Consider the following 19107-nt stretch of genomic DNA (forward strand, 5'->3'; position numbering starts at 1 on the left):
TGGTGTACCAGCTTGTTCTGGCGAGCAAAGCGAGAGCAGAACTTCCATATGAAAGAAAGATAGAACTATGAGTGGATACGGCAAGCTGCAGATTGGCAGCGTAACCCTTGAAAATAATATAATCCTTGGACCAATGGCAGGCGTATCCGACCTGCCCTTTCGTCTTTTATGCAGCGAAATGGGAGCAGGTCTGGTGTGCATGGAGATGGTCAGCGCCAAGGCCATAATCTACAAGAACAGAAACACCAACATGCTTCTGGAAATCCATCCTGAGGAAAAGCCTGTTTCACTGCAGCTTTTCGGCTCGGAGCCTGCAATCATGCAGGAAGCTGTGGAGATGATCAAGGACAGGCCCTACGACATTCTCGATGTGAATATGGGATGTCCCGTTCCCAAGGTTGTGGGAAACGGAGAGGGCTCAGCCCTTATGAAAAAGCCTGAGCTCATTGAAGAGATCGTGGCGGCTCTGGTGAAGGTTTCCGACAGACCTGTCACAGTCAAGATAAGAAAAGGCTTTAACGAGGATATGGTAAATGCTGTGGAATGTGCCCTTGCAGCTCAGCAGGGCGGGGCAGCAGCTGTGGCGGTCCACGGAAGGACCAGAGAGCAGTACTACTACGGACAGGCCGACTGGAGCATCATTCGTGATGTTAAAGAGGCCCTTAAGATTCCTGTTATCGGAAACGGAGATGTGGTGGACGGTGAGAGTGCCCAGAGGATGTTTGAGGAGACCGGCTGCGACGGTGTTATGGTGGCAAGAGCCGCCCAGGGCAATCCCTTCCTTTTCAGGGAGATAAAAAGCTTTTTTGAAACGGGGAAAGCCTGTGAGCGCCCTTCCAATCAGGAAATTTACGATACTGTCATAAGACATGCGGATCTTCAGCTACAGTACAAGGGTGAATATATCGGAATCCGGGAGATGCGTAAGCACGTATCCTGGTACACCACAGGCATGACAGGAAGTGCCAAGTTCAGAAATGAAATCAATCAGATGACGGATATGGAGTCACTGAAGGAAGCCTGCAGGAAAGTAATGCTGCAGTGAATGGCCCTATAACCCCGTCCCCCAGGTCCACTTTCCGCCCCGTCCCCCAGGTCCACTTTCCAACCACAGCCCCCAGGTCCATTTCTTTTTTTTATCTCGTCATCGTAAATTCATACGCCGTATTGTACGTCGCCACATAAAGCGTATCATCCACAATCTCAAACACGTAAGGCGCAGATCTTACGGGAATCTGCTGAACCATTTTGCCTGTATATCTGTCAAGAAGGTAGATGTAATCTGGTTCTGCCGTGAAGCCGTAGCCGCAGATAATGGTGTCATCCACAACCTTGAAGTTGTAGCCGTTGGCCCTGAGGGGCTCACTTCTAAAGATAACCTCATTGGTGTTCAGATTGATGGCGACGATGTAAGCATTGTCAGGCCCTTCCGAAGCATATCCCCAGTGGCTTATTTCTACATAGAGGATGTCATCCACAACTTTTGCATAGCGGATGAATTCTGTCTGATCTGAGGAGCGGTTTTCTTTTTCATCATAGCCGTTGCAGACCTTTGCCAGGTTATAGTCGATAATGGTCTCGCCGCTTTCCACAGAAGATATCACCAGTGAGTTGTACATATAGCCGTCCATATAGGGATTGTAGGCTTCATAGTGGTAGGTCTCGTCATCATAAGGAAATTCCGGCATTGCAAAGCCATGGTTCGCTGCCCAGACTTCAGTATCCAGCCAGTCGGAGCGCTCCTCCTTGGTCTGGGTGAGAGTAAGGTAGTGGCTCTTTGTATCTCTTTTGTAGGAATCATTGAAGTAGTAGGCCCAGGTGGGATTGGCTACCTCGATGGCGCCTTCATGTCCGGCCTCCCCATCAAATTCCTCGGTATTATAGGCACTCTTGGCTTCCACCTCTGTGGTGTCGCCATCTACTCTTTCGATGCGGCTCTCCAGGTCAGCGGGAGCGGTCATTCTGAAGGACTCTGTCACAAGCTCGGGATATTCTTCATAGGAGAAGTCCACCTCAATGGTGCCTGCGGCGTAGCTTGCTACTTCGTAAGGGGAAAAGATAATGTGAAGACCCTTGTCATCCACGGTAAAGGTGTAGGTGTCATTATCCAGTTTGTCTGCAAAAACATCCCCGTCTTCATAATAGAAGCTGTCGATCTCCTCCAGGAGCTCGGGACTTTCTTTTTCCATCCTGGTTCTGATAATAGCGGGGAAATCACTGGGACTTGCCAGTACATCCCTCAGGTTGTAGGTCATTCCTGTGACAGGATCTATGTTGTAGCTGTAGGTGGAATGATTGGGATGCGCCCCTCCGCCGTAGCTCTCGTCGTTTGACAGAATTGTGAAGAGTCTGTCGTCAAATCTTACGATCTCAATACTTTGGTCGTTGTAAAAAGTAATGTCAAAGGAATATTCCTCATCATACCAGTAGGCGAAATCCCCAACGGTATCTCTGACAGAGCTCTCCCAGTTGTCAGTTATGATGTTCACTATCTCTGCCAGCTTGGGATACTTTTTTTCCAGCTCCCTTGAAAAGGTGATATCGGTGTAATGACCGGTGCATCTTTCAACGTCGTCTTTCTTGGAACTGTAATAGTAGGTGGTCAGAATTATGTCTTTTTCCAAAGGAGCGGTGTCCTCGGAGGCAGGTGCTACGCTGGCTTCGGCGGAGCCTGCTGTATCTGAAGTGGCTGCCGAGGCGCTGTTTTCCTGAGGCTCAGGAGTGTTGTTGCTCCCTGCAAAGGGGCTGCCGCATCCAACCAGGGAAGCGGTCATAAGTAAAACAGAGGTGTAAGATAATAGCTTTTTTACCATAGTTGTCATATCCTTTTTCTTCTTAATAAAAGTTTTATACTCACCTTTTTATTGTGGAACTAAATCGGAGAAATGTAAAGAAATAGCGCCATATCGCAATTGCGTACACTCTTATATGCCGCATAATCAGAGTAATGCTGAATTTTAGGTGATTGACAGATATTTTTATAAACATTATAATACCAAAGTTGAAATAGATTTCTAAGAAATATCAATATATATGCATGTATTCAAATCTCAGATGAAGGGTAGGAATAAAGATGGAAGAGAAGAAGAACATTTTAACTTATGAAGGTCTTAAGAAATACGAAGACGAACTCCATGAGCTTAAGGTAGTTAAGAGAAAAGAAGTTGCTGAGAAGATCAAGGAAGCAAGAGAGCAGGGCGACCTTTCTGAGAACGCTGAGTACGATGCAGCTAAAGATGAGCAGCGCGACATCGAGGCAAGAATCGAGGCTCTCGAGAAGATCCTTAAGAACGCAGAAGTAGTAGTAGAAGAGGACGTAGACCTCAACAAAATCAGCATCGGCTGCAAGGTTAAGATCAAGGACCTTGAGTTTGACGAGGAGCTTGAATACAAGATCGTAGGTTCATCAGAGGCTAACAGCCTTAAGGGTAAGATCTCAAACGAGTCACCTGTGGGAAGAGCACTTATCGGCGCCAAGAAGGGACAGACCGTTTCAGTTGAGACACAGGCCGGCGTTCTTAAGTACAAGGTACTTGAGATCACAAGATCAGAGGCTTGATTTATAACATGAAACAAGGGCCAGCGATTTACATATTTCGCTGGCTTTATTTACTTAATCAGTAGAAAAAAAGAGGAGAAAAACAGTGGCAGAGAATAATCAGCAGAACAATCAGCAGAATGCACCCGCAGAAGACGTTGGACGCCTTCGTCAGGTTCGTAGAGACAAGCTTGCCGAGCTTCAGGCTCAGGGAAGAGATCCTTTCCAGATCGTAAAATATGATCAGACACATCACACACAGCAGGTCAGAGACAACTTTGATGCTCTTGAGTTTGTAGTACCTGTAGACGAGGAGGGCAAGGCACTTCCCGTTGCTCTTTCAGATGTTCCCGCAGAGAAGGTTATTTCTCTTGCAGGCCGTATGATGTCCAAGCGTGTTATGGGTAAGGCTTCTTTCGCAGGTCTTCAGGACAGAGACGGACGCCTTCAGCTCTATGTTTCAAGAAATGACCTTGGAGACGAGGCATACGCTGATTTCAAGAAGATGGATATCGGTGATATCATCGGTGTTAAGGGCTTTGCTTTCAGAACCAAGACCGGTGAGATCTCAGTTCATGTAAAAGAGCTGGTTCTTTTATCCAAGTCTCTTATGCCACTTCCTGAGAAGTTCCACGGACTTACAGATACAGAGATCCGTTACAGACAGCGATACGTTGACCTTGTTATGAACCCTGACGTAATGGAGACCTTCAAGAAGAGATCCGCCATCATCCGCGAGATCCGTAACTTCCTTGCAGGCAGAGATTTCATCGAGGTTGAGACTCCTATGCTTGTTGAGAATGCGGGCGGAGCTGCTGCAAGACCTTTCTTCACACATTACAACGCTCTTGATGAGGAGAGAAAGCTTCGTATTTCTCTTGAGCTTTACCTCAAGAGACTTATCGTTGGCGGCATGGAGCGTGTATTCGAGATCGGCCGTGTATTCAGAAATGAGGGTACAGACACAAGACACAACCCTGAGTTCACACTTATGGAGCTGTACCAGGCATATACAGATTATGAGGGAATGATGGAGCTTACAGAGTCCATGTTCCGTTACCTTGCCGAGAAGGTTTGCGGCACAACCCAGATTCCTTACGGCGACAATATCATCGACCTTGGCAAGCCTTTCGAGCGCCTTACCATGAACGATGCGATCAAGAAGTATGCAGGTATCGACTTCGATACCGTTAAGACAGACGAAGAGGCCAAGGCCCTTGCAAAAGAGAAGGGCATCGAGTTCGAGGATCGTCACACCAAGGGCGACATCATCAACCTCTTCTTCGAGGAGTTCTGCGAGAAGAACCTGATCCAGCCTACATTCATCATGGATCATCCTCTTGCAATTTCACCTCTTACCAAGAAGAAGCCTTCAGATCCTGAGAAGGTTGAGCGTTTCGAGCTCTTCATCAACACCTGGGAGATGTGCAACGCATACTCAGAGCTTAACGATCCGATCGACCAGCGTGAGCGTTTCGCAGCACAGGATGCCAACGCAGCAGCCGGTGACGAAGAGGCTGAGCACACAGACGAAGACTTCCTCAACGCCCTCGAGATCGGTATGCCACCTACAGGCGGTATCGGCTATGGTATCGACAGACTTACAATGCTCCTTACAAACAGTGCGGGAATTAGAGATGTACTGCTGTTCCCGACACTTAAGAGCATTCAGTAAGAAAACAGCGTAAAATAAGGTGTTAAGAGGTGTTGAATAATCAAAAACACACCCAGTTTACACCCAAATAGTGCAAAGTGACAGAAAGTTGACTTAAAGACCAGTGGAATCCCCACTGGTCTTTTATGTTGCATCGGTTGTTGCTTATAGTCCGTTGTCTTATATACAACAAGAAATTAATCTATGACTGGAGGTAGAGGAATGATACAGAAGAGCTTCGGATATGCATGTAAGAAAATAAGAGAAGGCAAAGGATTAAGTCAGGAGAAGTTCGCTTTGCTTATTGAAATGGATCGAACTTATTATGCATCTGTTGAATCCGGTAAACGTAATATTTCCATTCAGAATATTAAAAAAATCGCTGACGGTTTTGGGATCAGTATTTCTGAATTATTTGAAACTGTTGAAAAAGGATAATGGATAAGGAGATAAAATGATGTCACCATATGAGAATTTAAGTGAAAGCAAATGGCTTGATAAAACAAAAGAATTGGTAGATAAGCATCCTCTTACAAAGGATGATATAGTAGAAGTTGTTTTGGATTCTTGGGAAGGAATTCTTAAAACGAAAATTGCAGGAGAGTTACAAATTGGTGTAGATATTTTCCCTTCTCCACAGATACTTGGAAACTATTTACACGAATTAATTCCAGTTTTTCTGGAAAAAAAGTATCCGGGAAAGTGGACTCGAGATCTTGAGAAGAAAGATAAAGATTTAGTTTGCCTTACAGATTCTCAATTCTCATCGGAAATAAAAACATCCTCCAATCCAAATAATATATTTGGTAATGCTAGCTACGGACAGGAAGATAGCTCAAATGCTTCGTCAAAAACAAAGGATGGGTACTATATTGCGGTAAATTTTGAAAAGTTTAATCCGAAGAACAAAAATTTTACCCCAAGAATTAAGAAAATAAGATTTGGATGGTTAGATCATAGCGATTGGCATTCTCAAAGTGCTTCGTCAGGACAAGCAGCTACGATTAGTACAACCGTAAGAGATAATAAGCTTTTACTTATTTATGATGCTGATAGAGGTGGAAAACAATACTAGAGTCAAAATGGGAAATGTTGGTTACATTTCCCATTTCTTTTTGTACAGTTCTGACCACCAGCCAGATCGTCTTTCTGTGATTGTGTATTCATCGAAGTATAGATATAGATTATCAATGCTTTTTTGAAGATCAGAAATTGAATTGCTAATGACTGAATCCAATAATATGTTGTTATGTGTACATTCACAGAAGAACTCAGAGACAAAAATATTGCTTATATCTGGTAGCGTTATTTCAGCATCTACAGCGAGTAAACGTTTTATTATTTGTTCAGTATGGTTATACGCTGTTTTTTCAATTTCTTTATGTAAGTCTTCGGTTATGGTTACGAAAGCGTTGTTGTTTTTCTTTCTGCAAATAAGCATAATATCAAGAGCGATTGAATTCTTATTTGAGGTATGAGCTCCAGTTCTACTTTCAGCGTGAAGAGGATATGTTTTTTCCAAAATAAAACCGGCGTTATTAATGCTTTGTAAGATAGATAGCCAACTTTCAATACTGTTGTCATGGAATGAGAAAATCAGGAACCCATTATCGAATAATACACGGTGACATTCGCTGAATACATCGGTTAACCCGTTCTCATAATCTTTTTGAGTTTTCCCTCTTGTGGAATTAACTATTATTTCATCTTCCTTAGGAGATAATGGTTGATCAAAACCTAGCTCGCTTGACAAAGAGCTTTTGCTATCCCATGAATGAAAGAAGTCTATTAATTCGGAGTACATGACATTAGCTCCGAAGGGAGGATCAGTAATAACAAGGTTTACGCTTTTATCTGGAATAAAACTCAGATGGCAAGAATTACCACAACAAATTAAAGGATTATTAACACTCAAATCTGCATATTTTGATGTAGGTTCTGCTAAAACTGATTCATTAGTATATTTTTTTATTACTTCAATTTTGCCGTTGCGTTTTACGGTTGAAATATCATAAATATTTGTACAGAAATCTTTCCCACGGATTATCTTATCTATTGTTTTGGTAAAATTACCTGTTCCAAGTTTAGTGCCCCAGACATTGTTTTCAACAGGCATAGTAATCGGGACATAAGCATGATTAAAGAATATGTTGCAAATCTTATATGCATTAGCTTGGTAACGACAAAACATATTATTCATTTCCAACATACCGGAAAAAGCCAGCTGGAACCAGAACTTAATATCATTATCGTCTATTTCGTTTATTGCTTTAAGGAGAAGCCCTAAACCAAGCAGTTGTCTTTTATTGAATAGCTCGTAGAAATACTGATAGTGGTGATTAAGTATTTGGTTTGTGTTGTAACCATTAGGTATAATCTGATCAGGCGTCGGTAAAGTATCCTTAATTTCATCGTATTTGTTGCATGCTTCATCATAAAGGGCTTGGTCTTCGTCATCAATGCGTTTGTAGTCGTGAGAATTGCACTCGGGACAATAGTATTCTATAGCCACTAATTCTGTATCAAGCGGATATCCTTCTTCCGGGGTGTAATCGCTTATAACTTTTGATTCTCCGCATTCATCACATGTGAAAACACCGTGATTAACAAATCCCTCCTTAGGGTCATGGATTGTAAAACCACAGTCACATACAGCTTCGCCATTTTCCTTGAAATTATGCTTAATGATATTTCCGCATTTAGGACAGACTAATGTAAAAATATCTTGTTTAAGGGCTAGAACAAAGTTTGAATATAGTCTATGACTACCACAGTCTGTCTTGCTTTTGACTTTCTTAACGTGGAATGTATACATTATATCAGCGGTTTTATTACAACACGGACATTTAGTATGCTGATAGTGCATAATGTCCTTTGCAACAGTTTTTTCAAGCAATTTCTCATATTTCTTAATTTTGCTTTTATTCAGTTCTTTTATCAAAGCCATTGTTGCGAATTTAGATAAAGGTTGAAGATCGTTACCTATTACCTTGGTATTCAATCTAAGTGCCTCAAAAATGGTAGTTCCACCACCCATGAAGGGATCGAGAATTGTGATATCTTCGAGTGACTCATCAGAAAAATCATCATAAAGATAATCCCAAATATCGGCATCGTAAGGAAGAAGACATCCAAGCATCATCATACGGAAACTACTTGTTATTCTTCGAGCAAAATATTTATGAACGAAAAAAACAGGCTTTTTACGACTGGCTTCTTTTCTGGCTGCATCATAGATTTTGTCGTATGGCAAATCTCTTAAAATGGCAGGATTGTTTATATTTTCTTTGCTTAACTTTGTTTTGGGCTTATCAAATAGAGATAACTGTTCCAAAATTATTTCCTCATTTCTTGATTTATTATTCGTTGTTGCTGTGGCACCATGCATACAGTTCATTAGGATTATCAGTTGATTCAATGCAACCTAAGAGCAAATCTGTTTCACATCCATTTTCATCTATAACATTTATCACAGCTTCTTTTTTGAGTTCTAATAGTAGTTCATTTATTTTGTCGATTTTCTCTTTATGTGTCATGATTATCTCCTCCTGATTCGTTTGATTTGTTAAATAGAGCAATCAAGTCATATATATAATCAACTTGTTTCGGAGATAGTGTTTTTTTAGGGATTTCATCCGTGCTAAAAGGGGCATGTTTTGTATTAGTTAATCCAAGCAGATAATCGGACGAAATATTATAATACATGCATAGACGCTTTAGCATTTCTTCATTCGGGAAACGACTGTCACTCTCATATTGGGAAATAGCAGTAATAGAGATACCTATATCATCTGCGACTTCTTTTTGGGAAGAGTTACGTTCTATTCTCAATTCTTTTAATCTGCTTCCAAAAGACATAGTCTTACCTCCGAGAATATATCTTAACACATTATTCTCAGAATGAAAAGAGAAAATTCTCAAATTGAGAAATTAGTTAGTTTCATCGGAAGGGTAGTCTGAGTATAAAGCGGCATCTATAACCTGATGCAAGTATTTCTCTTTTTCAACAGTATTGGTCACTATCTCAATAAAATTGTTTCTTGGGATAAGAACATACTCTTTGGGATCAGGTTCAGCCTCATATAGTTCTTTGAGAGATTCTTTCTCATTTTCAAAAGATGATATTCCATCATCAGTCACCTTTTTTACCTTATACAATTCGATTAAAAGATCAACGATATTCTTATCTATAGTTAGGTGTAAGTATTCATTAGAATCGCTCTTTAGAACATTCCAATCATCAATAACATTCATAAAGCTTTCTATTTTTGCTTCAAAAGTATCAAATATACAATCAGACTCCATTTTAAGATACGCCGGATTTATATTGTATTTTTGATGTAAAGCCTTGATAAGTTCATCAGGAATGTTTTTTCTTTTACCTGATTTAATACTTGAAAAGTATGTTTCATCAGTAATAAAGCTCAGGTCTAGTTCATCCATTATTCTACGCTGTGAAACACCTTTGTTTTTAAGTGCTTTTAGAACAGTAGAAAAACGAGTATTAAGTGTATCTGCATTCTTATTCGACATTTTCTTTCACCTCCGGAAAACATTATAACACAAAAACTTGGAAAAAACTTGGAGAATTCCCAGAGGGGTAAATTCAAGCAAAATAAAAAAAGAAGTATCCTTAATTCGTAATCGAGATTACAAGGAACAGCCTTCTATAGCATGCAAGGGAAGGCGAAACAACAGATTATGTTTGGTGCTAATAAAGAGGCACCAGAAAGATTACGAGGTATATAAAAATGAAAAAATTAACAATGTTTACTTATTTTGATTTTGAAGGGTTTATGAAAGGTAAAACATTAATGTGTACTGGTGTTACACCGTGGAAAGATCATGAAACTGGAGCTATTCTTGGCACAAAAGTGGAGACAGCGATCTTTAAGGATAAAACCAATTATGGTCCTTCAAAAGATGGATCACAGGTTACTAATCTTTTAGAGAAGATCACTTTTAAAGTGTCTAAGCAGATTGATGTACCTACGGGTGTTGAGGTAGTTCCTGTAAACCCGTTTGCAAAGGTTTATGGCGAATACAATGACAAGCTCAGTGTAACAGCAGATGATGTTCAGGTGGTAACTAAGTAACAAAACAGGTGCGGTGGCTAGTCGCCGTAGGCGATGAAGCCACTGCATTTTTTGAGACAAGGGTGTGCCACTACGACACACACCCTTGTGATCATTGTTCAATGATCGGAGGGAAGACAATGCAAGAAAGAACAAGAAATTTTGCGACTGTCGTATATCCGGAATCAGCTTCTGAAGATTGGAAACGTACTTTAGAAGAGCATTGCGTACCGGCATTTATATCGCCTCTTCACGATAAGGATATTGATGATGAAGGCAAAATGAAAAAAGAACATTATCATGTGATGATTATGTTTGAAGGTTGTAAAACGAAAGATCAGGCAAAAGAAATATTCGATTCAATAGGCGGAGTAGGTGTAGAGGTGGTAAAAAACTCGAAAGCCTATAGTAGATACCTTTGCCATTTGGATAACAAGGATAAAGCTCAATACGATGTGAATGACGTTATTTCGTTATCAGGTGCTGATTACAATACGATGATTTCTCTTGCAAGAGACAAGTACACAGCCATTGGAGAAATGATAGAGTTCTGCCTTGTAAATGATATGGTTTCTTATGCAATGCTTTTACTTTATGCAAAAAAGAATCGTTTCGATTGGTTCAAGGTTTTATGCGACAGTGGCACTTTAACAATTGTGCAGTTTCTTAAATCAAGAAGCTGGGAAATAGAAAAGTACGGAGGAAAAAAAGAGAATGAATAATCAGAGGCTTAAAGCAGGAGCAAGACGTATCAAGAAAAAGAAAGCCCTTATCTTAATCCCTGTGTTGTATTTGGCTTTAATGATTGTAGCAATGCTTTCGTTGAGGATTCTTTTGCAGAAAATGGGAAGTCCGTATTCTGGAAAGGTATTTAAGATCGTGTTATATGTTTTCACTGCGGAAATGATCTTTGTAGGAGTGTTCGGGATCATACAGTTTCTTGGAAAGCCGTTTGGAAGTAAGAAGATTGAAGGTGAACTTCTGGACATAGGATTTACTGATAATGAAGGTGAATCTCCTATGCTTATTTCAAGAACCAAAGATAAAAACGGAATGATTTATGAGTTTTACTCTCCAAGAATTCCTTTTATAAGGTATGAAGATCACATTGCAGAAATAGAGACAGCTTTGAATATTAAGATTGTCGATGTATTACCCGGAAAAGATAAGCAACATACAGTTATTAAGGCAGTAAATGGCAATGGAGGAAAGAAAAATATGATTTTGTGGAATGATGAATATTTAAGTAATGATGATTTTGTTCTGGTACTCGGAGAAAGCTATTTTGGTATTGAGAGTATTGATATCTCGACAACGCCTCATTTACTTATTGGAGGCGGATCGGGATCAGGTAAATCAAAGTTGTTAAAACTTCTGCTTATGGAGGCAAAAAAGAAAAATGCGATTATCTATCTTTCAGATTTCAAGGGCGGATTAGATTATCCGGCTATTTGGCATAAAGCTTGTCATATTATTACCGAACCGGAGGAACTTGATAATCAGCTTGAAAGAATCTTGCAGATAATGGAAGAAAGGAAGCATTTGCTCGTTGATGCAGGAACTCCAAATATAGCAGAGTATAACAAAAAAACGGGATCGGATTTGTGTAGGATTATTGTAGCATGTGATGAGATTGCGGAGGTTCTTGATAAGACTGGACTTGATAAAGATCAGAAGGCTTTGGTAGGTCAGATTGAGAGCAAGTTCTCAACAATAGCTCGCCTGGGAAGAGCCTTTGGAATCCACCTCATGTTTGCTACCCAGAGACCGGATGCAGATGTATTAAAAGGTCAGATCAAGAATAATATCGGGTACAGAATATGTGGTAGAGCTGATAAAGTGCTTTCGCAGATCATTCTTGATAACTCAGAGGGTGCGGAAAAAATATCTCCTAACGATCAGGGAATGTTTTTGACAAATACCGGAGTGCTGTTCAAAGCGTATTATGTTGAAGATGATTGCTTAAAAGGAGTTGATTAGGATGGAGAAACTGGAGATTAAAGACAAGCCGACACTTACAATTGAAGAAGCTGCTTGCCTGTATAATATTGGCGAGCATAAGTTAAGAGAATTAACTGATTCAGATAATTGTAATTTCGTTCTGTATGTTGGTCGTAAAAGGCTCATTAAGAGAAAACAGTTCGATGATTATATATCAAAATCATTTTCAATTTAGAGTGTTGGAAGAAAGCTGATGTGCTATAATGATGGCAGTCAGCTTTCTGTCATTTATGAGAAAGGAGATATCAAAATGGCAGAGAGAAGAAAAGACTCTAAGGGCAGAGTGCTTAAAGAAAACGAAGTACAGAGAAGTGACGGATCGTATATGTACCGTTGGAGGACAGCGGATCATGAGAGGCATACGATTTATGCTCCGACTCTTGATGAACTTAGGGAGAAGGAACAGAAGGTCTTAAGGGATAAGAGCGATGGAATTAAGACCGGATCAAAATCAACTCTTAATGATGTATATGATCTGTGGGTACAGCTCAAAAAGGGATTGAAAGATAATACCTTTATGAACTACCAGTATATGTACGAGCAATTCTGTAGGGACGATATCGGACAGCTTAAGATCGTAACCTTGAAGAGATCAGATATCAGAAGGTTCTATAATAGACTGATAGATGAGAGGTGCTTAAAGATCGCTACCGTAGATAATATTCATACGGTATTGCATCAGGTTTTAGATGTAGCTGTTGAAGATGGATATCTCAGAAACAATATTTCTGATAATGCACTTAAAGAATTAAAGCAGTCAAGGAATCTCTTTACAGAGAAAAGAAAAGCTTTGACGGTGCAGGAACAGGAATTGTTTGTTAACTTCCTCAAGAATAATGCTCAGTATAATCACTGGTACCCGATCTTTACTTTGATGTTGGGAACTGGTTTGCGTGTTGGTGAGGCGGTAGGACTTCGTTGGGAAGATGTTGATTTTGAGAATAATTCTATCAGCATCAATCATACGTTGATTTACTATAATCATGCAGAAGGTGGATGTTACTTTGGGGTAAATACGCCTAAGACAAAAGCCGGAGAACGTACAATTCCTATCATTGAAAGTGTAAAAGAGGCACTTGAACAGGAAAAGGAGTATCAGAGATTAGCAGGAATTAAGTGTACTGCAAGAGTGGATGGATTTACCAACTTTATTTTTGTGAATAGATTCGGTAATGTTCAGCATCAGGGAACGTTAAACAAGGCTCTTCGTAGGATCATTAGGGACTGCAATCAAGAGGTGCTTGATAAAGCAAAGGATAATGAAAACATGATCCTGCTTCCTAAGTTTTCCTGTCATACTTTAAGGCATACGTTTACAACACGCCTTTGTGAGTCCGGTATCAATATCAAGGTGATCCAGTCGGTTCTTGGTCATTCGGATATCAGCACAACATTAGATATCTATGCGGATGTAACCAAAGATTTAAAGAGAGCTGAAATGGAGCATTTTGATGATTTTATGAAGAAAAAGAAGAATGCGGTCTAATACACCCAGTTTACACCCGACATACACCCAATTTGTGAAAATAGGTGTAAATTTTTGAGAAGAGACGGAGATAAGGGATGTGATTAAGGCAGTAAGTGAGCGCATCTGAGAAGTAATGAAAAACAATGAATGAGCGGGGAAGGATTTCCCGACCTTGAAATCACAGAAGTAACACACGGACTCATTAGGAATCACTGAAATCCATAGACGTACTATGTTATCCAAAAATGCAACATTTTTACAACGAATTCATTGGACGAGTACGGAGCTATTTGGACTTGTATGTAGTTTTTATCTAAAATAAATAGGACATCAGTGGTGTGTCAAAAGACAATTTCTACTTGCTTAAAAATCGCATTTTGGGATAGGAACTTTTAAAAGTTTCTATCCCAGGGTAATTGTCAAAGGAATAATCGGTTCAGACACATCACGCATTTGACCACATTTCTCGAAGGAAGAGAAGATGTGGTTTTTTTGTACCCAAAATTCTGATCTTCTTAATTGCATCTCGTAACACCAGAAACGGAGGTTACAGATGAATCGTGGAAAATCCCCACCAGTTGACTTAGACAAGTATCTTGTCGGAAAAGAACATCGATATTGCACCTATCAGGACGGAGCCAGACTTTACAGCATGGCATATTGGTCATTTGTGACTCTGGCAAAAGAAGCCAAAGCCAATATAAAGCTTCGGAAAACTGCCCTTGTGGATTTAGATTTGATCGAGCAGTACATTGAACAATTTTGTGAAGAAGGAAACGAAAGTGAGGAAGTATTCATGGCTAGAAGAAAGAAAATCGAAGATTTAGCAGAAATCGTTAAGGAAGGCAAAAAGAAATATGTCAGGTACGCGGAGGGAGCAGAGCTCTATTCAATGGGACTTCATACTTTTGAAAGCCTTGCAAAGGAAGCCAAGGCAACAAGAAAGGTAAAGGGAGTGGTCCTCTGCAACACAGAAAAGATTGATGCGTTTATTGAGTCATTTGATGAATAAGGGGGAAAAGAGATGTCTAAAGTTATAGCAGTTGCGAACCAAAAAGGCGGTGTAGGGAAGACAGTAACAAGCGTGAATCTTGGTATTGGGCTTGCCAGGGAAGGTTACAAGGTACTCATGATAGATGCGGATCCTCAAGGGAGCATGTCAATAAGTCTTGGATGCGATGAACCGGACAGACTTGATTATTCTCTTGCCACAGCCCTTGTAAATATCATCAATGATGAGCCTGTGGATGTATCAAAAGGAATTATCCACCATGCAGAAGGTGTTGATCTGATGCCGGGGAATATTGAACTCTCAAGTTTGGAAATTAGCATGACTGGAGTTATCAGCAGGGAAACAATTCTCAGAGAATATGTGGATAACGCCAGAAATACTTATGATTTTGTGATTATTGACTGTATGCCATCCCTTGGAATGATGACGATTAATGCACTTGCCTGTGCGGATTCGGTAATTATTCCGTGCCAGGCAGCATATCTTCCTGTAAAGGGCCTTCAGCAGCTTATAAAGACAATTGGAAGAGTAAAACGTCAGCTCAATCCAAAACTCGAAATAGAGGGGATTCTCATCACTATGGTGGATAACAGAACCAATTATGCAAAAGATATAGCGGCTCAGATCTACGAAGCTTATTCATCCAGCATAAATGTTTTTGAAACAGAGATCCCTCTTTCAGTAAGAGCTGCAGAAATAAGTGCTTCAGGAAGCAGTTTGTATCAGTACGATCCAAAAGGAAAAGCAGCATTTGCTTACACATCATTTATCAGGGAGGTTATGAACAATGGCACAAAGAGTTGGTCAGAAAGTAAAGCTATCTAGTATAGATGAGCTCCTCGGTGTTCCAAGCACCGAGGGGACTGTAGATCTTGATGTAATGACTATCTATCCTTTTGAAAACCACCCTTTCAGGGTCGTTGATGATGAAAAGATGGAAGAACTTGTTGAAAGCATCAAGGAAAGCGGAGTGCTTACTCCTGTTCTTGTAAGACCAGATGATGAAGGAACTTACGAGATGATTTCAGGGCATAGAAGGCTTCACGCGGCTAAACGAGCTGGGCTTCGAAAGATACCGGCAATTATCAAGGAAATGACCAATGATGATGCAACAATCGCCATGGTTAACGCAAATATGCAGAGGGAAGAGATACTTCCGAGTGAAAGAGCCTTTGCCTTAAAAATGAAGATGGATGCGTTAAATCATCAAGGTAAGCGTTCTGATTTAACTTTGTCTCTTGAAGAGACAAAGTTGCATTCGGCAACAGAAGTTGGCGAATCAGTGGGAATGAAAAGAGCACAAATTCATAGATATATGCGATTGACATATCTAATTCCCAAGTTATTAACAATGGTTGATGAAGGAAGATTAGCTATTGCAGTAGCTGTAGAAATCTCCTATTTTAACCCAACCTATCAACAGTGGATTTGGGAGTATATCCACGAAAACGGCATGATTAAACAGGAACAGCTCATGGACCTTCGCCAATATCGTGATGATGACTCTCTTACACAGGAACAGATGATAGACATCCTTATTCAAAAGAGATCCACGCCACAGACCAGGAAGAAGATCCTTATCACAGAACGTAAGCTTAACAAATACTTCCCTGCTTATTATTCACAGTCAGAGATTGAAAGAGTAATTGTAAGTCTATTGGAGCAATGGAAGGCATCGCAGGAAAGTGAGGAACAATAACATGATGGACTACTTTTATAATACCCAGGCACAGCAATTTGCTTCTGTAGAGATACCAAGGGAGTTGCTTACAGGGAAGAGTTTTTCTTCCCTGTCGGCTTCATCAAAAATGCTTTATGCAGTTCTTTTGGACCGCATGGGCGAAGCTAAAAAACACAATTGGTTTGATGATGAAAACAGAGTTTACATCATATACCCATTAAGCAAGATTCAGGAAGATATCAATTTCTCCAAGCACACAATTATTGATTGTATGAATGAACTGGAAGAATTTGGACTTATATATAAGCTTCAGGCAAAAGGTAAGCCAAGCAAGATCTACGTTAAAAATTTCAATCGTAGATACAGATTTCAACTGATTGGGTAGTGCAGAAATTGCACCACTTAAATCCATGGAACGTCGCAGAAAATCATTGAAGGGAGGAAAAAGGAGTGAGCGAAAGAATTATTTTTGACTATTTCAGCGGTCAGGAATCAGAAATGCTTGCCTTTTACAGAATACCAAAGCTTTTGTTCACAAACACCTATTTTAGTGGGCTTGATGCGCTTGCTAAGACTCTTTACGGTCTTATGCTTGATAGAATGTCATTATCCCTCAAAAATAAGTGGTTTGATGAGCTTCAGAGGGCATATATATACTTTGCACAGCAGGAAGCCGCAGAAATGCTGGGGTGTGGGGAAGATAAGATCAGATGTCTTTTTAAGAGTCTTGAGGAATATGGGCTCATAGAGCGCAAAAAGCAGGGCCAGGGGAAGCCTACCAAGATCTATCTCAAGAACTTTGCTTCAAGAGAAAATGAAGATGTTCAGACCTTGGAAAAACCAAGTTCTGGCACAAACATAGAAATTTCAGACCCCGGAAATATCGGGGTCAAGACCACGGAAATTTCGGGTTCTAGACCAAGCGAAAATCCGGTTCTAGACCACGTAGAATCCGACCCTAATTATATTAATATTAATAATACTAAAAGAGATATAAATACTAATCATATCTCTTCGATGAAAAGCGATTTGAATGATGAGTATAACGCTTATGCCGAAATAGTCAGGGATAATCTCTGCCTTGATACCATGCTTGAAAGATATCCTCATGATACAGAAATCATCGAAGGAATCTATGATCTGGTGCTTGAGACAGTTCTTTGCCAGAATCCAACAATCTGGATTTCCAAGAACGAGTATCCTACAAACTTGGTTAAGTCCAAGTTCCTTAAGCTCAACCACATGCATCTAGAGTACGTAATGGACTGCATGAGGGGAAATACTACCAAGGTTCGGAATATAAAGAATTATCTGCTTTCAGCTCTTTTCAATGCTCCTACCACCATGGGCAGCTACTATCAGTCCGAGGTAAGTCATGATCAGGCATGCAGAGCCATGTAGAGCATTTGACATATATGTTCAACACTCATATAATCAAAATATAACATAACTGTTCAACACTCATAGGAGGATGAAGACATGCCAAGAGTAAATCTATCACTTACACAGGATATGTATGATTGTATTGAGAAGGAAGCTAAGAAGCAGAACATCACAGTAAACTATTTTATCTGCGAGATGCTGGAAGAGCGCTTCGGTAAAAGAACTACCTACGACTATACAGTGGCCGTTGGTGAGATGATCAAGGAAGCCAAGAAGATGGATAAAGAGTTCACTCTGGCAGATCTTCCTACCTTTGCAGATGTTAATGAGATCCTTGTAGAGTACAAGATCAAGGAATCTCCTGCACAGGTAAGAGCACGCCTTGGCAAGATGTTCAACGAGGCAGTCAAGAAGGGCACAGCCAAGGGAATCGAGAGAGCCACAACTATAAAAGACGGAGAGGAGCAGCTCAAGTTCTATTGCAGAGCTGCAGTTTATGTGAATCAGTTTAACAAGCTGAAAAAATGAGGATAAGAATATGGCAGCTGTACTAGATATTTTTCTATTACCGTTTATGTTGCTTCTCAGGGTAGCAATGTACCTGATCAGAAGAGTTGATGTCACTAATTCCATTTTTATCGGAGCCATTCCTGTATTTCTTGTAAGGAACCAGGGCTATGATAAAGTAACCAACTGGATTATTTTCGGCATAACAGTGTTCTTTGCGCTTTTACTGCAGCATATGTTTGTAATTGCCAAGATACTTGCTTCTGTCTTCAGTTGCATGACTATTGCTTTTTTATGCTCAATCTGGAAGAACTATGACACTAAGGCAGCGCAGATGACCGTGGTTACAATTGGAACAATCATAGCTGCTATATGGAATCTGCAGTATTGGACAGATTTTTCAGAAAGGGAAGTTTGACACCTGTAACGTTACAGGTTATAATGTTGATATGATAAAATCGTTTGCACATAAAGGCTTAAAGGATTTTTATGAAACTGGCTCTAAGAAGGGGATTCAGCCAGATCATGCGCCCAAATTGGCAAGAATGCTTGACCGATTGGATGCCAGCATTAGTGCTCAGGATATGAATTTGCCAGGCTATAGATTGCATCCACTTAAAGGAGATAAGCAGGATATGTGGGCTGTCACGGTGAATGGCAATTGGAGAATGACTTTTTACTTTGAAGGTCAGGATGCATATCTTGTGGACTATATGGATTATCACTGAGGAAGGAGGAAAGATATATGACTAGAAGACCTACACATCCAGGAAATGTATTCTTGGAAG

At 40.2% G+C, this 19107-nt stretch carries 23 protein-coding genes; 18 read left to right on the forward strand and 5 right to left on the reverse strand.

All coding sequences use genetic code 11. The features are described 5' to 3' along the window. The first annotated feature begins 67 nt into the window (after positions 1 to 67). Positions 68 to 1045 (forward strand): tRNA dihydrouridine synthase DusB, encoded by a 978-nt coding sequence (gene dusB, locus T359_RS0111600; RefSeq protein ID WP_197027090.1) that lies wholly within the window; start codon positions 68 to 70, stop codon positions 1043 to 1045. Between the two features lie 91 nt (positions 1046 to 1136). Here the strand turns inward: dusB and T359_RS0111605 are convergent, their stop codons facing one another. After that, entirely contained in the window at positions 1137 to 2822 is a 1686-nt protein-coding gene (locus T359_RS0111605; protein WP_026517634.1) for an RsiV family protein, read from the reverse strand. Between the two features lie 251 nt (positions 2823 to 3073). On the opposite strand from T359_RS0111605, the gene greA reads away from it, so the two are divergent. From greA to T359_RS0111625, 4 genes are all read left to right on the forward strand, one after another. After that, positions 3074 to 3559, forward strand: coding sequence for a transcription elongation factor GreA (gene greA, locus T359_RS0111610; RefSeq protein ID WP_026517635.1), 486 nt, complete (start codon positions 3074 to 3076; stop codon positions 3557 to 3559). Positions 3560 to 3644: 85 nt separating this feature from the next. Then, a complete protein-coding gene (gene lysS, locus T359_RS0111615) occupies positions 3645 to 5213 on the forward strand; it encodes a lysine--tRNA ligase (protein ID WP_026517636.1) in 1569 nt (522 codons plus the stop codon). Positions 5214 to 5414: 201 nt separating this feature from the next. Then, entirely contained in the window at positions 5415 to 5630 is a 216-nt protein-coding gene (locus T359_RS0111620; RefSeq protein ID WP_026517637.1) for a helix-turn-helix domain-containing protein, read from the forward strand. Between the two features lie 19 nt (positions 5631 to 5649). Next, positions 5650 to 6267 (forward strand): ScaI family restriction endonuclease, encoded by a 618-nt coding sequence (locus T359_RS0111625; protein ID WP_197027091.1) that lies wholly within the window; start codon positions 5650 to 5652, stop codon positions 6265 to 6267. A 21-nt stretch (positions 6268 to 6288) separates the two neighbouring features. Here the strand turns inward: T359_RS0111625 and T359_RS0111630 are convergent, their stop codons facing one another. The 4 genes from T359_RS0111630 to T359_RS0111645 form a co-directional block, all read right to left on the reverse strand. Further along, positions 6289 to 8526, reverse strand: coding sequence for a DNA methyltransferase (locus T359_RS0111630; protein WP_026517639.1), 2238 nt, complete (start codon positions 8524 to 8526; stop codon positions 6289 to 6291). A gap of 25 nt (positions 8527 to 8551) precedes the next feature. Continuing rightward, positions 8552 to 8728 (reverse strand): hypothetical protein, encoded by a 177-nt coding sequence (locus T359_RS22510; protein ID WP_155840102.1) that lies wholly within the window; start codon positions 8726 to 8728, stop codon positions 8552 to 8554. Beyond that, positions 8718 to 9050 carry a helix-turn-helix domain-containing protein gene (locus T359_RS21650; RefSeq protein WP_051545310.1) on the reverse strand — a complete coding sequence of 111 codons (333 nt, stop codon included), beginning with the start codon at positions 9048 to 9050 and terminating at the stop codon, positions 8718 to 8720. The genes T359_RS22510 and T359_RS21650 overlap by 11 nt, the downstream gene beginning before the upstream one ends. A 72-nt stretch (positions 9051 to 9122) precedes the next feature. Then, positions 9123 to 9725 (reverse strand): hypothetical protein, encoded by a 603-nt coding sequence (locus T359_RS0111645; RefSeq protein WP_026517640.1) that lies wholly within the window; start codon positions 9723 to 9725, stop codon positions 9123 to 9125. 218 nt (positions 9726 to 9943) lie between these two features. Here T359_RS0111645 and T359_RS0111650 point away from each other — a divergent pair, with 218 nt between their 5' ends. The 13 genes from T359_RS0111650 to T359_RS0111710 all read left to right on the forward strand — a co-directional run bounded on the left by T359_RS0111650 (position 9944) and on the right by T359_RS0111710 (position 19047). Next, positions 9944 to 10288: a hypothetical protein gene (locus tag T359_RS0111650; protein WP_026517641.1), complete on the forward strand. Its 345-nt coding sequence runs from the start codon at positions 9944 to 9946 to the stop codon at positions 10286 to 10288. Positions 10289 to 10407: 119 nt separating this feature from the next. Continuing rightward, a complete protein-coding gene (locus T359_RS20170) occupies positions 10408 to 10989 on the forward strand; it encodes a replication protein (protein ID WP_051545312.1) in 582 nt (193 codons plus the stop codon). Next, the gene (locus T359_RS20175) at positions 10982 to 12247 is read left to right on the forward strand and encodes an FtsK/SpoIIIE domain-containing protein (RefSeq protein ID WP_026517642.1); all 1266 of its coding nucleotides are present in this window, start codon (positions 10982 to 10984) and stop codon (positions 12245 to 12247) included. The genes T359_RS20170 and T359_RS20175 overlap by 8 nt, the downstream gene beginning before the upstream one ends. Position 12248: 1 nt before the next feature. Next, on the forward strand, positions 12249 to 12443 hold the full coding sequence (locus T359_RS0111665) for an excisionase (protein WP_026517643.1): 195 nt from the start codon (positions 12249 to 12251) through the stop codon (positions 12441 to 12443). 75 nt (positions 12444 to 12518) lie between these two features. Continuing rightward, entirely contained in the window at positions 12519 to 13754 is a 1236-nt protein-coding gene (locus T359_RS0111670; RefSeq protein WP_026517644.1) for a tyrosine-type recombinase/integrase, read from the forward strand. Positions 13755 to 14289: 535 nt separating this feature from the next. Further along, positions 14290 to 14748 carry a DUF6462 family protein gene (locus tag T359_RS23470; protein WP_330370187.1) on the forward strand — a complete coding sequence of 153 codons (459 nt, stop codon included), beginning with the start codon at positions 14290 to 14292 and terminating at the stop codon, positions 14746 to 14748. A 12-nt stretch (positions 14749 to 14760) separates the two neighbouring features. Beyond that, positions 14761 to 15573 (forward strand): ParA family protein, encoded by an 813-nt coding sequence (locus T359_RS0111680; protein WP_026517646.1) that lies wholly within the window; start codon positions 14761 to 14763, stop codon positions 15571 to 15573. Next, a complete protein-coding gene (locus T359_RS0111685) occupies positions 15536 to 16447 on the forward strand; it encodes a ParB/RepB/Spo0J family partition protein (protein ID WP_026517647.1) in 912 nt (303 codons plus the stop codon). The genes T359_RS0111680 and T359_RS0111685 overlap by 38 nt, the downstream gene beginning before the upstream one ends. A 1-nt stretch (position 16448) precedes the next feature. Beyond that, positions 16449 to 16814 (forward strand): replication initiator protein A, encoded by a 366-nt coding sequence (locus tag T359_RS0111690; protein WP_026517648.1) that lies wholly within the window; start codon positions 16449 to 16451, stop codon positions 16812 to 16814. A gap of 65 nt (positions 16815 to 16879) precedes the next feature. Continuing rightward, on the forward strand, positions 16880 to 17830 hold the full coding sequence (locus tag T359_RS0111695) for a DUF6017 domain-containing protein (RefSeq protein ID WP_026517649.1): 951 nt from the start codon (positions 16880 to 16882) through the stop codon (positions 17828 to 17830). Between the two features lie 78 nt (positions 17831 to 17908). Continuing rightward, complete coding sequence (locus tag T359_RS0111700) at positions 17909 to 18340, forward strand: hypothetical protein (protein ID WP_026517650.1); 432 nt, start codon at positions 17909 to 17911, stop codon at positions 18338 to 18340. Between the two features lie 10 nt (positions 18341 to 18350). After that, positions 18351 to 18737, forward strand: coding sequence for a hypothetical protein (locus tag T359_RS0111705; RefSeq protein WP_026517651.1), 387 nt, complete (start codon positions 18351 to 18353; stop codon positions 18735 to 18737). Between the two features lie 31 nt (positions 18738 to 18768). Beyond that, a complete protein-coding gene (locus tag T359_RS0111710; protein ID WP_026517652.1) occupies positions 18769 to 19047 on the forward strand; it encodes a type II toxin-antitoxin system RelE/ParE family toxin in 279 nt (92 codons plus the stop codon). Positions 19048 to 19107: the final 60 nt, after the last annotated feature.

Origin of the sequence: Butyrivibrio sp. MC2021 (assembly GCF_000621605.1) — a bacterium.
Classification (GTDB): domain Bacteria; phylum Bacillota; class Clostridia; order Lachnospirales; family Lachnospiraceae; genus Butyrivibrio.